8 protein-coding genes are annotated in these 14921 nt (G+C 68.5%); 6 read left to right on the top strand and 2 right to left on the bottom strand.

Going from position 1 to position 14921, the window contains the following annotated elements:
• The first annotated feature begins 4 nt into the window (after positions 1-4).
• The 3 genes from F3J43_RS17765 to F3J43_RS17775 all read left to right on the top strand — a co-directional run bounded on the left by F3J43_RS17765 (position 5) and on the right by F3J43_RS17775 (position 2809).
• Positions 5-661 carry a CoA transferase subunit B gene (locus F3J43_RS17765; protein ID WP_166889471.1) on the top strand — a complete coding sequence of 219 codons (657 nt, stop codon included), beginning with the start codon at positions 5-7 and terminating at the stop codon, positions 659-661.
• Between the two features lie 137 nt (positions 662-798).
• Positions 799-2217: a short-chain fatty acid transporter gene (locus tag F3J43_RS17770; protein ID WP_166889474.1), complete on the top strand. Its 1419-nt coding sequence runs from the start codon at positions 799-801 to the stop codon at positions 2215-2217.
• Between the two features lie 238 nt (positions 2218-2455).
• Entirely contained in the window at positions 2456-2809 is a 354-nt protein-coding gene (locus F3J43_RS17775) for a hypothetical protein (protein WP_166889477.1), read from the top strand.
• A 98-nt stretch (positions 2810-2907) separates the two neighbouring features.
• On the opposite strand, the gene F3J43_RS17780 is transcribed toward F3J43_RS17775, so the two are convergent.
• Positions 2908-3801, bottom strand: coding sequence for a dihydrodipicolinate synthase family protein (locus F3J43_RS17780; RefSeq protein WP_166889480.1), 894 nt, complete (start codon positions 3799-3801; stop codon positions 2908-2910).
• Between the two features lie 33 nt (positions 3802-3834).
• Positions 3835-4617 (bottom strand): aldolase, encoded by a 783-nt coding sequence (locus F3J43_RS17785; RefSeq protein WP_166889483.1) that lies wholly within the window; start codon positions 4615-4617, stop codon positions 3835-3837.
• Positions 4618-4771: 154 nt separating this feature from the next.
• Between F3J43_RS17785 and F3J43_RS17790 the strand changes: the two genes are divergently transcribed.
• From F3J43_RS17790 to F3J43_RS17800, 3 genes are all read left to right on the top strand, one after another.
• Positions 4772-5314: a helix-turn-helix domain-containing protein gene (locus F3J43_RS17790; protein ID WP_166889486.1), complete on the top strand. Its 543-nt coding sequence runs from the start codon at positions 4772-4774 to the stop codon at positions 5312-5314.
• Positions 5315-5324: 10 nt separating this feature from the next.
• Positions 5325-6101 carry an AraC family transcriptional regulator gene (locus F3J43_RS17795; protein ID WP_166889489.1) on the top strand — a complete coding sequence of 259 codons (777 nt, stop codon included), beginning with the start codon at positions 5325-5327 and terminating at the stop codon, positions 6099-6101.
• 165 nt (positions 6102-6266) lie between these two features.
• Positions 6267-14921, top strand: an 8655-nt coding sequence (locus tag F3J43_RS17800; protein ID WP_166889492.1) for a non-ribosomal peptide synthetase, incomplete at its 3' end; no start/stop codon positions are given.

Here is a 14921-nt window from a genome sequence, read left to right on the forward strand (position 1 = left end):
GACCATGGCACTGACCCGCGAACAGATGGCGCAACGCGTCGCCCGTGAACTGAAGGACGGCTACTACGTCAACCTGGGCATCGGCATCCCCACCCTGGTGGCCAACTACGTGCCCGCCGACATGGACGTGATGCTGCAGTCCGAGAACGGCCTGCTGGGCATGGGCGAGTTTCCCACCGAAGCCACCATCGATGCCGACATGATCAACGCCGGCAAGCAGACCGTCACCGCCCGCCGTGGCGCGTCGATCTTCGATTCGGCGCAATCCTTCGCCATGATCCGTGGCGGTCACGTCGACCTCACCGTGCTCGGTGCCTTCGAGGTGGACGTGGAGGGCAACATCGCCTCGTGGATGATCCCCGGCAAGCTGGTCAAGGGCATGGGTGGCGCCATGGACCTGGTGGCCGGCGCCGAGAACATCATCGTCACCATGACCCACGCTTCGAAGGATGGCGAATCCAAGCTGCTGACCAAGTGCAGCCTGCCGCTGACCGGTGCCGGCTGCATCCGCAAGGTACTGACCGACCTGGCCTACCTGGAGATCGAGAACGGCGCCTTCATCCTGCGCGAGACCGCGCCGGGGGTGAGTGTCGAGGAAATCGTCGCGAAGACTGCCGGCAAGCTGATCGTGCCGGACGATGTGCGGGAAATGACCTTCTAAGCAGCCCCGTTGCAAGCGCCCCATCGCGGGGCAAGCCCGCTCCCACGAAGGACCACGCATCCCTCGTGGGAGCGGGCTTGCCCCGCGATGGGGCGACGCCGTTTCAGTCCTATAACAATCAGAAAAAGGAAAATATCGTGGCCGCTGATATCCAAGACAGCCGCTCCGCCCGCTTTGCCCTGCGCTGCTCGAACTGGGCCGAACGCTGGTTCCCCGACTCCTGGGTGTTCGCCGCCCTGGCCGTGGTGCTGGTGTGCCTTGGCGCCCTGGCCATGGGCGCCAAGCCCACCGATACCGCCAAGGCCTTCGGCGACGGCTTCTGGAGCCTGATCCCGTTCACCATGCAGATGGCTTTCGTGGTCATCGGCGGCTATGTGGTGGCCAGCTCGCCGCCCGCCGCGCGCCTGATCGACCGCCTGGCGCGGATTCCGCGCAACGGCCGTTCGGCCGTGTGCTGGGTGGCCTTGATCTCGATGCTTGCCTCCTTGCTCAACTGGGGGCTGTCGCTGGTGTTCGGCGGCCTGCTGGTACGTGCCCTGGCCCGGCGCAGCGACCTGAAGATGGACTACCGCGCCGCCGGCGCCGCCGCCTACCTGGGCCTGGGCGCCGTGTGGGCGCTGGGCCTGTCGTCCTCGGCCGCGCAGTTGCAGGCCAACCCGGCCAGCCTGCCGCCGTCGATCCTGTCGATCACCGGGGTGATCCCGTTCACCGAGACCATCTTCCTCTGGCAGTCCGGGGTGATGCTGGCGGTGCTGGTGATCGTGTCGCTGGTCATCGCCTATGCCACCGCGCCGGGCCCGAACAGCGCGCGCAGCGCCGCGGACTGCGGCGTCGACCCGAGCTTCAGCGCGCCGCCGCCGGCGCAGCGCACCCGGCCGGGCGAATGGCTGGAGCACAGCCCGATCCTGATCCTGCTGCTGGTGGCCCTGGCCGCCGGCTGGCTGTACCAGGAGTTCGCCACCAAGCCCGCGATCACCGCGATTTCCGGGCTGAACACCTACAACCTGCTGTTCATCATGCTCGGCGCCTTGCTCCACTGGCGTCCGCGCAGCTTCCTCGATGCCGTGGCCCGCGCCGTGCCGACCACTACCGGGGTGCTGATCCAGTTCCCGCTGTACGGCTCGATCGCCGCCATCCTCACCCAGGTCAAGGGCGCCGATGCCCAGACCCTGGCCCACCACATCTCGCTGTTCTTCACCCAGATCGCTACCCACGACACCTATGCGCTGTTGATGGGCGTGTACTCGGCGGTGTTGGGCTTCTTCATCCCGTCCGGGGGTGGCAAGTGGATCATCGAGGCGCCGTACGTGATGCTGGTGGCCAACGACCTGCAGTATCACCTGGGCTGGGCGGTGCAGATCTACAACGCCGCCGAGGCGCTGCCGAACCTGATCAACCCGTTCTACATGCTGCCGCTGCTGGGTGTGCTGGGGCTCAAGGCGCGTGACCTGATCGGCTTCTCGTTCGTGCAGCTGCTGGTGCATGTGCCGTTGGTGCTGGTGTTGCTGTGGGCACTGGGAACGACCTTGCAGTATGTGCCGCCGGTGATGCCGTAAGGCGGGGGCGCGGGCTGCATGGCGCGCCGGCAAGGATCGCCGGTGCTGCTTTGCGGTCCTCCCACGACACAAGACCGCTCCTGCTGGTGACTGATGCGCCGGTGGCACTTGCTCTGCCAGCCAGACCCCTTTGTCGTCCTGATCAGCTCAAGCCCGCGGCATGGCTGATTGCATGTCGGGTGATGTCAATTTAATATCGCGCCTTGTTTGACTAGACGTTCATCCATCAGGAGTTGCAATGAAGACGATTTCGACCTGCCTGAGCACCATGCTCATGGGCTCGCTGTTGGCAGGCTGCGCCACCCAGGACGCGCTGGACACCAGCCGCCTGACCCGTTTCGACGAGTACCATGCCAACCTCGAAAGCCAAGGCGCGCGCTATACCCTGGACAGCTACATCATTCCGTTCCAGAACCCGTTCTATATCAGTGTCCAGCGTGATGACGGCAAGCCCTTGTCGGTGAACGAGGCGGCGGCCGTCGCTCAGCCCTATATCGAGCCGCGTGGCTGCACCGCGCCGGTCGTACGACGCGCCGACCTCGACCGGAGCAATGCTGCGAAGACCCAGTGGTTGATCGGCATCGAATGTTGAGATTCGGGCAGGCGCCTGCCCGAATCGTTTCGGCAAGCCCACCGCGACCGTCCGAGCGGTCGCGATGTGCCGTGGACTTGCCCGCTGCTGGAAAATGATCAGTCGAGGTTGCGCAGGGTGTCCAGCAATGCCTTCAGCGTGCTGCGCCCCGACTCATCCAGCCCGAACACCGGCCGCCGTGGTTCGCCCACCGGCAGGCCGGTCATGCCCAGCCCGGCCTTGATGGTCGCCGGCAAGCCTCCCTTGAGAATGAAGTCGAGCAACGGCAACTGCCGGTAGAACAGCGCCTTGGCCTGTTCCAGCTCACCGCTTTGCACCGCCTGGTACAGACGCAGGTTCAGCTCGGGAATCAGGTTGGCCGCCGCCGTGCACCAGCCCGTGGCACCTGCCACGAACGCCTCCAGCGCCAGCGGGTTGCAGCCGTTGTAGAACGGCACCTGCCCCTCGCCAAGCAACTGCAGCTTGTGCATGCGCTGGATGTCGCCGGTGCTCTCCTTGACCATGGTCACGTTATCGACCTCGCGCACAATGCGCAGGATCAGCTCCACCGGCATGTCGGTGCCGCTGGTGGCGGGGTTGTTGTAGAGCATGATCGGGATGTCGATGGCCGCGCCTATGGCGCGGTAGTGCTGGAGGATCTCGGCTTCGCTGAGCTTCCAGTACGCCGCCGGCAGCACCATCACCGCGTCGGCGCCGTGCTGCTGGGCGAAGCGGGCGCGGCGCACGGCGCCGGCAGTGGTCAGGTCGGAGACGCTGACGATGCTCGGCACGCGCTTGGCGATGCGCTCCAGGCTGTACTGGGCGACCTGCCGCCATTCGCTGTCGCTCAGATAAGCGCCTTCGCCGGTGCTGCCCAGCGGGGCGATGGCGTGGGCGCCGTCTGCGATCAGGCGGTCGATGGACTGGCCCAGCGCGGGCAGGTCGAGCTGTTCGCCGTCGGCGCTGAACGGGGTGATGGTGTAGCCGATGATGCCGTGGAATGGGTTAGTCATTGTGCAAGGCTCCGCAAGCAAGGCGTAAAGGGATCAGTTCAGGCAGTCGGTATGGGCACGCAGGGCCTGGCGGGCGTAATAGTTGAAGGCGGCGCCGTGGCGCTTGGGCCGGTCGATCCAGTCGTGGGCGTCGCGACCCAGCTCCGGGGCGATCGGCTTGATGCTGCCGGCGGCCATCGCCAGCAGTTGCAGACGCGCGGCGCGCTCGATCAGTTGGGCATAGACGCAGGCCTGCTCGATGCTGCTGCCGGTGGACAGCTGGCCGTGGTGCGAGAGCAGGATGGCGCGCTTGTCGCCCAGGGCGGCGCTGATGATCTCGCCTTCCTCGTTGCCCACCGGCACGCCCGGCCAGGCTTGGAGGAATGCGCAGTCCTCGTAGAGCGGGCACAGGTCCATGTGCGAGACCTGCAGCGGCACTTCGAGCATCGACAGGGCGGCGACATGGGTGGGGTGGGTGTGGATGATGCAACTGACGTCCGGGCGCGCGCGGTAAACCCAGCTGTGGAAGCGATTGGCCGGGTTGGGCATGCCTGTGCCTTCCAGCACCTCGAGGTCTTCGTTGACCAGCAGCAGGTTGCTGGCGGTGATCTCGTCGAAGCCCAGGCCCAGTTGCTGGGTATAGAAGGTGCCAGGCTGCGGGCCGCGGGCGCTGATCTGCCCGGCCAGGCCCGAGTCGTGGCCGTGGTCGAAGAGAATTCGGCAGGTCAGGGCCAGCTTTTCGCGCACAGTCCACGTATTATCCGCGAGCGAGCCTTGCATCTGTGTCAGTGCCTTTTGCACCAGTTGGTCTTTGCTGTGGGTAAGGGTATTGGCCATGGGGCGCTTTCCTCTGTGGCGTGATGACGGATGTCAGGGCTGGCTCGCCCCCGAGCTTTGGACGGTGAGGGGGCGGGCCATCAGATGACACAAATAATCCTATATGACACAAAGTGTCATAAGCAAGTGCGTTCGTTCGGGAAATCCGCGTCACATGTCTATCCGACTGAAACTGCTGAGAAAGAAACTGGGCATCACCCTGGAGCTGCTGGCCGACAAGTCCGGCCTGACCAAGAGCTACCTGTCCAAGGTCGAGCGCGGCCTCAACACGCCGTCGATCGCCGCCGCGCTGAAGCTGGCGCGAGCGTTGAACGTCAATGTCGAGGAGCTGTTCGACGGCGAGCACGACGGCCAGGCCCGCTACAGCCTGGTGCGCCGGGGCGAGCGCCAGGCGCTGGTGGGCGGCGGCGAGGGGCCGGGGTATGCGGTGCTCACCTCGCAGGTCGGCCAGCGCAGCCTGCTGCCGTTCCTGATCCAGCCACCGACCACGTTCAGCGACCCGACCTTCAAGGAACACGAGGGCGAGGAGTTCCTGTTCGTCCACGAGGGGCAGGTGGAGGTGGACTTCATGAGCGAGCGCGTCTTGCTGGAGGCCGGCGACGCCCTGCATTTCAATGCCCAGACCCCGCACCGCCTGCGTTCGGTCGGCGAACGCCAGGCGCAGTTGCTGGTGGTGGTGCAGGGCGGCGAAGGTTGAGGGCAGGGCGATGATCGAGGCTTCGCGGTTCTGGCGCGACCCGGCATTGCCCTTCGTCGAGGCCCGGCGCGTCGGAGATGGGCGCCAGGTGTGCTACGCCGCGCACTCCCATGAGAGTTTCTCCATCGGGGTCATCACCGGCGGGCGCAGCAGCTACCTGAGTGGCGGCCAGGTGCACCAGGTGGCGGCGGGCAGCACGGTGCTGATGAACCCTGGCGTGGTGCACACCTGCAACCCGCTCGAAGGCCAGCCCTGGTCCTACCTGATGCTGTTCGTCGACATGCCCTGGCTGCAGGCGCAGGGATTCGTCTTGCCCGAGGCGATCCTGAGCACCTCGGGCACCTTGTATGGACGGCTGCTCGAGCTGTTCGCCGTCTTGTTCGACCCCGAGGCCATGGACAAGCAAGCCCGGCTGGCGGCGTTCTTCGCCGCGCTGCCGGGCTTTCTCGAGGGCGGCGTGGCGGTGCGCGCTGCGCGCCATCCGCGGCTGGAGATGGCCGCCGCGTTTATCCGCGCCCACCGTCTCGACCCACTGACCGTGGAGGACATCTGTGCCGCGGCGGGGTTGTCGCGGGCCTACCTGATCCGCGCGTTCGGCAAGCGTTTCGGCTTGTCGCCCCATGCCTACCTGCTCGACCAGCGGGTGCAGCACGCGCGGGCGCGGTTGCGGGCCGGCTGCCCGATCGCCGAGGTGGCGCTGGAGGCCGGGTTCGCCGACCAGGCCCACTTGCAACGGGCGTTCAAGCGGCATCTGGCGACGACGCCGGGGCATTACCGGCAAGCCTGAGCGGTTTGCCTGCCCCTGGAGGCCGCTCGCGATAACTGTGCAGACACCGGCCAGGCGCCGCGCGCCGCGGTCTTGGCCCTTGTCCCCCCTTCCCCTGTCATGTCCGTCCCCCCCGATCCATTAGCGTTCCGAGCATTTCCGACTGGCAAAGCAGGATGCTTACCGATGCTCTTCAGCGAACTCATGGCAGCGCTCTCCACCCGTGCGATCCGACTCCAGCGCGAGGCGGCCGACCTGATCGTCGATGGCGCCGACGATGCGCTCGACGACGCCCTGTGGGACGCCCTGGCCGCGCACAAGCCGGCCTTGCTGGAGATGCTCGCGGAGCAGGGCGGCGAGTGGCTGAGCCCGGCGCTGCGCATCACCCCGGACATGCTGCCGCTGGTCAGCCTCGACCAGGCCGCCATCGACCGCATTGTCGCCAGCGTCCCTGGCGGCGTGGCCAACGTGCAGGACATCTACCCCCTGGCACCGATGCAGGAGGGCATGCTCTACCACCACCTCAGCGCCGCTACTGGCGATCCCTACGTGCTGCAGGCGCAGCTGCGCTTTGCCGACCCGGCGCGCCTCGAAGCCTTCGCCGAGGCCCTGGACTGGGTCATCCAGCGCCATGACATCCTGCGCACGGCGATGCGCTGGGAGCGCCTGGATGCCCCCGTGCAGGTGGTCTGGCGCCACGCCCCGCTGGCCCGCGAATGCCTGCAGCCGGCACCGGGCGAGGACGCCCTGGCCTGCCTGCGCGCCCGTTTCGACAGCCGTCACTACCGTATGGACCTGGGCCAGGCCCCGCTGCTGCGACTGGTCCATGCCCGTGGCGAAGGCGAGCAGGTGGTGGCCTTGCTGCTGTTCCACCACACGGTGATGGACCACACCGGCCTGGACATCGTGCGCCGCGAGATCCAGGCGCACCTGACCGGCGAGGGCGAGTGGCTGCCGGCTCCGGTACCGTTCCGCGACCTGCTGGCCGAATCGCGCATGGCCCTGGACGAACAGGCCCACGAGGCGTTCTTCGCCGACATGCTGGCGGATATCGACGAGCCGACCCTGGCCTTCGGTGTGCAGGAGGTGGCCGACGCACCCGTCGAAGAAGCCCGGCTGACCCTCGACCCGGCCCTGAGCCGGCGCCTGCGCGCCCAGGCGCGGACCCTCGGGGTCAGCCCGGCGAGCATCATGCACCTGGGCCTGGCGCGCCTGCTCGGCGCCTTGTCCGGGCGCGACGCGGTGGTGTTCGGCAGCGTGCTGCTCGGGCGCATGGCCGCGGGCGAGGGCGGCGAGCAGGCGCTGGGCATGTTCATCAACACCCTGCCGCTGCGAGTCGACCTGGCCGGGCAGGGCGTGCGCGACGGCCTGCTGGCCACCCACCGCCAGCTCACCGCGCTGCTCGGCCACGAGCAGGCGCCACTGGCCCTGGCCCAGCGCTGCAGCGGCGTGACCGCGCCGACGCCGCTGTTCAACAGCATGCTCAACTACCGCCACAGCGCCGCCGGCGATGCCGCCGAGGTGATCCCGGTGGCGCCGGGCATCGACGTGATCGGTGCCGAGGAACGTACCAACTACCCGCTGAGCCTGGCGGTGGACGACCTGGGCGAGGACCTGCGCCTGACGGTCCAGGCCCTGGCCAGCTGGGGCGCCGAGCGCCTGTGCGCGCAGTTGGGCCAGGTGTTCGGCGAGTTGGTCGAGGCCCTCGAGCAGCAGCCGGAGCGGCCATTGCTGCAACTGGCGGTACTGACCGGCGAAGAGCGCCAGCATCTGCTCGAGGCGTGCAATGCCAGTGCCGTGGCCCACGACCTGGACACGCCGCTGCATGCGCTGTTCGAGCAGCAGGTGCGCGAGCAGGGCGACGCGATCGCGTTGAGCTTCGACGGCGGCGAGCTGAGCTACCGCCAGCTCGACCAGCAAGCCAACCGCCTGGCGCACCACCTGGTGGGCCTGGGCGTCGGTCCGGACCTGCGAGTGGCCGTCTGCGTCGAACGCGGCCCGGCGATGCTGGTCGGCCTGCTGGCCATCCTCAAGGCCGGTGGCGCCTACGTCCCGGTCGACCCGAGCTACCCGGTCGAGCGGATCCGCCACATGCTTGCCGACAGCGCGCCACTGGCGGTGCTGGTACACGCTGCGACCCGGCACGTGGTGCAAGATGGCGCGGCGCCGCTGATCGACCTTGACCAGCCGAGCTGGACGACGCAGCCGGCCGACGCGCCGCCAGTCGCCGGGCTGACCCCGCGTCACCTGGCCTATGTGATCTACACCTCTGGTTCCACCGGCCTGCCCAAGGGGGTGATGGTCGAGCACCGCAACGTGGTCAACCTGGTGCGCTGGAGTGCCCGCCTGTGGCCGGCCAGCGCCGAGGGTGCGCTGCTGCACAAGACCCCGATCAGCTTCGATGCCTCGGTATGGGAGTTGTTCTGGCCGCTGTGCAGCGGCCTGCGCCTGGTCCTGGCGCGCCCTGACGGGCAGCGCGATCCGCAGTACCTGGCCGAGCTCATCCAGCACGAGCGCGTCAGCGTGGTGCAATTCGTCCCGGCCCTGCTGCAGCAGTTCCTGGAGCAACCCGACAGCGCCCGCTGCAGCAGCCTGACCGACATCGTCTGCGGTGGCGGCGAACTGACCGAAGCCTTGGCCCGGCAGGTGCGCGAGCGCCTGCCGCAGGCGCGCCTGCACAACGTCTACGGCCCTACCGAAACCACGGTGGATTGCAGCGTGTTCACCCTGGACCCGCAGGATCCGCTGCCCCAGGGCGCGCTGCCGATCGGCCGGCCGATCGACAACACCCGCCTGTACGTGCTCGACAGCGCCGACCAGCCACTGCCCTGGGGCGTGGCCGGGCACCTGCATATCGGTGGCGCCGGCGTTGCCCGCGGCTACCTCGGTTTGGCGCAGCAGCAGGCCGAGCGCTTCATCGACAGCCCGTTCGTCAAGGGCGAGCGCTTGTATCGCAGTGGCGACCTGGTGCGCCAGCGCGCCGACGGCAGCCTCGAGTTCCTTGGTCGCAACGACCACCAGATCAAGCTGCGTGGCCTGCGCATCGAACCGGGCGAGATCGAGGCGGCCCTCGATCGGGTGCCGGGGGTACGTGAAACCGTGGTGCTGGTGCATGAGCATGCCCAGAGCGGGCCACGCCTGGTGGCTTGGTACAGCGGCGTCGCGCAGGCGCCGGAACAGCTGCGTGAAAGGCTGCTGGCGCAGTTGCCGGAGTACATGGTGCCGGCCTTGTTCGTGCACCTCGAGGTGATGCCGCTGACGCCGAACGGCAAGCTCGACCGCAAGGCGCTGCCATCCCCTGAATTGCCCCAGCGTCGCCACGAGGCGCCACAGGGCGCGACCGAGCAGGCGCTGGCGACGATCTGGTCCGACCTGCTGGGCGTGGCCCAGGTTGGCCGGCATGACAACTTCTTCGAACTCGGCGGCCATTCGCTGCTGGCGGTGCGCTTGGTGGAGCGCATGCGCCAGCAGGGCCTGGCGGCCGACGTGCGGGTGCTGTTCGGCCAGCCGACCCTGGCCGCGCTGGCGGCCACGGTCGGCGGAGCAGGTGGCGTGAGCGTGCCGGCCAACCGGATCACGGCCGGTTGCACGCACATCACCCCGGACTTGCTGCCGCTGGCCAGCCTCGACCAGGCCGCGCTCGATAGCGTGCTGGCGCAGATCCCCGGCGGCGCGGCCAACGTCCAGGACCTGTATGCACTGGCACCGTTGCAGCAGGGCATTCTCTACCATCACCTGGCCAGCGAGGGGGCCGACCCCTATGTGGTGCAGGCACGTTTCGCCTTCGCCGGGGACGCCGAGCTCGAGGCCTTTGTCGCGGCGCTGAACCAGGTGATCGCACGCCACGACATTCTGCGCACCAGCCTGCACTGGCAGGGCCTCGAGGAGGCGGTACAGGTGGTCTGGCGCGAGGCGCCGCTGCAACTGAGCCCGGCGCTGGAAGTCGCCCGGCTGGACTTGGGCCAGGCTCCGCTGATGCGCCTGAGCAGTCATCGCGAAGACGGCCGTTTGCAGGCCACCCTGCTGCTGCACCACATCCTGCTCGACCACACGGCGGTCGAGCAACTGGTGGCCGAGGTCGGCGCGTTGCTACGTGGCGAACGCGAGCTGCCGCCGAGCGTGCCGTACCGCAACTATGTGGCCCAGGCCCGCCTGGGCGCTGATGTCGAGGCTGACGAGGCGCTGTTCCGAGAGCTGCTGGGCGATATCGACGAACCGACCGAAGTGTTCGGCCTGCGCGAGGCGAAGGTCGAGGCCGCTGCGGTGCGCGACAGCCGTCTGCCGCTGGACTCGGCCCTGGCCGCGCGCCTGCGCGAGCAGGCGCGGGTGCTGGGGATCAGCGTCGCCAGCCTGGTGCACCAGGCCTGGGGGCAGGTGCTGGCGCAACTCTCCGGGCGCGAAGAGGTGGTGTTCGGCACCGTATTGCTGGGCCGCCTGCAGGGTGGCGAAGGCGCCGACCGGGCACTGGGCATGTTCATCAATACCTTGCCGCTGCGGGTCAGCGTCGGCGCTGCCGGCGTTGCCGACGGCGTGCGCCTGACCCATCAGCGCCTGGCGCGGCTGCTGGCCCATGAGCAGGCATCCCTGGCCCTGGCCCAGCGATGCAGCGGCGTGCCGGCGTCCCAGGCCCTGTTCACCAGCCTGCTCAACTACCGTCACAGCACATCAAGCGATGCCCACGGCCCAGCCTGGAACGGCATCGAGCTGCTCGCCGCCGAGGAGCGCAGCAACTACCCGTTGGTGGTCAGCGTCGACGACTATGGCAGCGACTTCAGGCTGACCGTGCAGGCGACCGTGGCGGTGGAAGGCGGGCAGGTCTGCCAGTTGCTGGCGACGGCCCTGGAACACCTGGTCGCTGCGCTGGAACAGGCGCCGGCCAAGGCCTTGCACAGCCTGTCGGGCTTGCCTGCCGCCGAGCGCGAGCGGGTGCTGCAGCAGTTCAATGCCACGGCCCGCGACTATCCGCGCGAACTGCCGCTGCATGCGCTGTTCGAAGCCCATGCCCAGCGGGCCCCCGAGGCCCTGGCCGTGGTACATGGCCAACGGCGCTGGAGCTATGCCGAGCTTGAAGCCCAGGCCAATCGCCTGGCCCACCACCTCATCGGCCTCGGTGTGCAACCGGCTGACCGGGTGGCGTTGCTGCTGCCGCGCTCGTTCGACCTGCTGAGTGCGCAACTGGCGGTGAGCAAGTGCGCGGCGGTGTTCGTGCCGCTGGACGCCAATGCCCCGGCCGAGCGCCAGGCGTTCATGGTCGGGGACAGCCAGGCCAAGGTACTGCTGACCCATAGCGACCAGCCGCATCTGGACGGTGCCCGGCGTGTCGAGCTCGACCTGCTGGACCTCGGCGGCCATGCGGCCGAGGACCTGGGCCTGGCGGTGGACGCGGGCTGTGCGGCCTACATCATGTACACCTCCGGCTCCACCGGCACGCCGAAGGGCGTGCAGGTGCCACACCGGGCCATCGTGCGCCTGGCGATCAACAACGGTTTCGCCGATTTCAACAGCCAGGACCGGGTGGCCTTCGCCTCCAACCCGGCGTTCGACGCCAGCACCCTGGAAGTCTGGGCGCCGCTGCTCAACGGCGGCGCGGTGGTGGTGATCGACCAGGACCAGGTGCTGTCGCGCCAGGCCCTGCGCGAGGTGCTGCTGGCGCAGGGCGTGACGGTGCTGTGGCTGACGGCGGGGCTGTTCCATCAGTTCGCCGACGACCTGTTGCCGGCGTTCCGCAGGCTGCGCTACCTGATGGTGGGCGGCGATGTGCTGGACCCGGCGGTGATCGCCCGGGTACTGCGCAACGGTGCGCCGCAGCATCTGCTCAACGGTTACGGGCCGACCGAGGCCACCACCTTCAGCACCACCCATGAAATCACCCAGGTGGGCGAGGGCAGCATTCCGATCGGTAGACCGATCGGCAATGGCCGCTGCTACGTGCTCGACGCCCGTCAGCAGTTGCTGCCGGTGGGGGCCGTGGGCGAGCTGTATATCGCCGGTGACGGTGTGGCCCTGGGCTACCTGGGCCAGCCGGAGCTGACCGCCGAGCGCTTCCTGGCCGATCCGTTCAATGGCGGCACCATGTACCGCAGTGGCGACCTGGTCTGCTGGCAGGCCGACGGCACCTTGCGCTACCTGGGCCGTGCCGACCAGCAGATCAAGCTGCGGGGCTTCCGCATCGAACTGGGTGAGATCGAGGCGCGGCTGGGCGAGTGCGCCGGCGTGCGCGACACCGCGGTGGTGGTGCGTGAGGACGCGCCGGGCGACAAGCGCCTGGTGGCGTACTTCACCACCAACGGCGTGGCGCCTGCTATCGCCGAGTTGCATGAGCGCCTGCAAGGTCAACTGCCGGACTACATGCTGCCCGCGGCCTACGTGCAGTTGGAGGCACTGCCGCTGACCGCCAACGGCAAGCTTGATCGTCGCGCGCTGCCGCAGCCGGGCAGCGATGCCGTGGTCAGCCGCACCTTCGAGGCACCGCAGGGCGCAATCGAAGTGGCCTTGGCCGCGCTCTGGGCCGAGGTGCTCAAGGTCGAGCAGGTCGGTCGTCACGACCACTTCTTCGAACTGGGCGGCCACTCGCTGCTGGCGGTAAGCCTGATCGAGCGCATGCGCAAGGCCGGCCTGAACGCCGACGTGCGCGTGCTGTTCGCCCAGCCGACGCTGGCTGCCTTGGCCGCGGCGGTGGGCAGTGGCCGCGAGATCGAAGTCCCGGCCAACCGTGTGCCCGGCAATGCCACGCACATCACGCCCGACATGCTCAGCCTGATCGCCCTCGACCAGGCCAGCATCGATCGTATCGTCGCCACGGTGCCGGGCGGCGCCGCCAACGTGCAGGAAATCTACCCGCTGGCACCGTTGCAGCAAGGCATTCTCTACCATCACCTGAGCGCCGACGAAGGTGACCCCTACCTGCTGCAATCGCGCCTGGCCTTCGACAGCCTCGAGCGCCTGCAAGCCTGGGCCGGCGCCTTGCAACAGGTGATCGACCGCCATGACATCCTGCGCACCGCGGTGCTGTGGGAAGGGCTGGCCGAGCCGGTACAGGTGGTCTGGCGCCAGGCGCGTCTGAGCCTGAGCGAAGTCGCAGACCTGGGTGAGGACGCGGTGCTCGAACGCCTGCAAGCGCGTTTCGATGCCCGTCACCAGCGCCTGGACCTGACTCAGGCGCCGTTGCTGCGCCTGGTCTACGCCCGGGATCCGCGCCAGGGCGAGTATGTGGCGCTGCTGCAGTTCCACCACCTGACCCTCGACCACGCCGCCATGGCCGTGATCGGCGAGGAGATGCAGGCACTGCTGGACGGCCACGCAGCCCAACTGCCGGCCGCCGTGCCATACCGCAACTATGTGGCCCAGGTATGCCTGGGCGATGCGCAGGCAGCCCATGAAGCGTTCTTCCGCCAGCAGCTCGGCGATGTCGAGGCGCCGACCCTGCCTTACGGCCTGGCCGATGTGCAGGGCGATGGCGGCCGTCTTGACCAGGCCGAGCAGCACCTGCCGGGCGAACTGGCGCGGGCCGTGCGTGAGCAGGCCCGGCAGCGCGGGGTCAGCGCCGCGAGCCTGATGCACCTGGCCTGGGCCCGGGTGGTCGGGGTACTGGCCGGTCGCCACGACGTGGTGTTCGGCACCGTGCTGATGGGCCGCCTGCAAGGCGGCGAGGGCGCCGACCGGGCCCTGGGCATGTTCATCAACACCTTGCCGCTGCGGGTGGACGTGGCGTTGCCGGTGGCGCAGGCGCTGCAACTCACCCACCAGCGGCTGTCGGCGCTGCTCGGCCATGAGCATGCACCGCTGGCCCTGGCCCAGCGCTGCAGCGGCGTGGCCAGCACGGCGCCGCTGTTCAGCGCCTTGCTCAACTACCGCCACAGTGCCGGCCCGGCCGCTCGTGACGGCGAGGGTATCTGGCAAGGCGTGCGCCTGCTGGGTGGCGAGGAGCGCAGCAACTACCCGTTGACCCTGAGCGTCGATGACCTTGGCGAGGGTTTCAGCCTCAGCGTGCTGGCGGTCGAAGGCATTCAGGCCGGGCAAGTGGCGCAGTGGATGGTCGCGGCCTTGGCGCAGTTGCTGCACAGCCTGGAACAGGCTCCGGAACAAGCGTTCGACCACGCGCCGCTGCTGGATGAGGTATCGGCTCGGCAGGTATTGGTGGACTTCAATGCCACGGCCGTTCACTACCCCAAAGGGCAGACCGTGCAGGCGATGGTCGAGGCCCAGGCGCCTGAGGCGCTGGCCGTGGTGCAGGGCGAGCAGCGCCTGAGCTATGGCGAGCTGAACCAGCGCGCCAACCGCCTGGCCCATTACCTGATCCGTCGTGGCGTGGCTTGTGGCGACCGCGTGGCGCTGTGCCTGGAGCGCGGCCCGCAACGACTGGTCGGCATGCTCGCCGTGCTGAAAGCCGGCGCAGCCTATGTGCCGGTCGACCCGGCTTATCCGGCGCAGCGGATTGCCTACCTGCTCAGCGACAGCGCCCCGGCGCTGGTGCTGGTGGAGGCGGCCACCGCCGGCCTGGTGGGCGAGGTCGCCAGTGTCGCGCTGGATGGCGATGCATGGCGCGGCGAGCCGGACACCAACCCGGTCGTCGAGGGGCTGGACGACCAGCAACTGGCCTATGTGATCTACACCTCCGGTTCCACCGGCCAGCCGAAAGGCGTGATGGTCGAGCATCACACGTTGGCCAACCTGGTGCACTGGCACGGCGCCGCCTTCGAACTGGGCGCAGGGGCGCACACCTCCAGCGTCGCCGGCTTCGGCTTCGACGCCATGGCCTGGGAAGCCTGGCCGGCCCTGTGCGTCGGCGCGACCCTGCACCTGCCGCCGGCGGCCATTGCCGGCGAGCACGTCGATGAACTG

The organism is Pantoea sp. Cy-639 (assembly GCF_011752525.1).
In the GTDB taxonomy this organism is placed as follows: domain Bacteria; phylum Pseudomonadota; class Gammaproteobacteria; order Pseudomonadales; family Pseudomonadaceae; genus Aquipseudomonas.

Excerpts from the sequence above, each read along its gene's own strand:
- F3J43_RS17765 (WP_166889471.1), top strand. The coding sequence starts at position 5 with ATGGCACTGACCCGCGAACAGATGGCGCAACGCGTCGCCCGTGAACTG.
- F3J43_RS17775 (WP_166889477.1), top strand. The coding sequence starts at position 2,456 with ATGAAGACGATTTCGACCTGCCTGAGCACCATGCTCATGGGCTCGCTG.
- F3J43_RS17780 (WP_166889480.1), bottom strand. The coding sequence starts at position 3,801 with ATGACTAACCCATTCCACGGCATCATCGGCTACACCATCACCCCGTTC.
- F3J43_RS17785 (WP_166889483.1), bottom strand. The coding sequence starts at position 4,617 with ATGGCCAATACCCTTACCCACAGCAAAGACCAACTGGTGCAAAAGGCA.
- F3J43_RS17790 (WP_166889486.1), top strand. The coding sequence starts at position 4,772 with ATGTCTATCCGACTGAAACTGCTGAGAAAGAAACTGGGCATCACCCTG.
- F3J43_RS17795 (WP_166889489.1), top strand. The coding sequence starts at position 5,325 with ATGATCGAGGCTTCGCGGTTCTGGCGCGACCCGGCATTGCCCTTCGTC.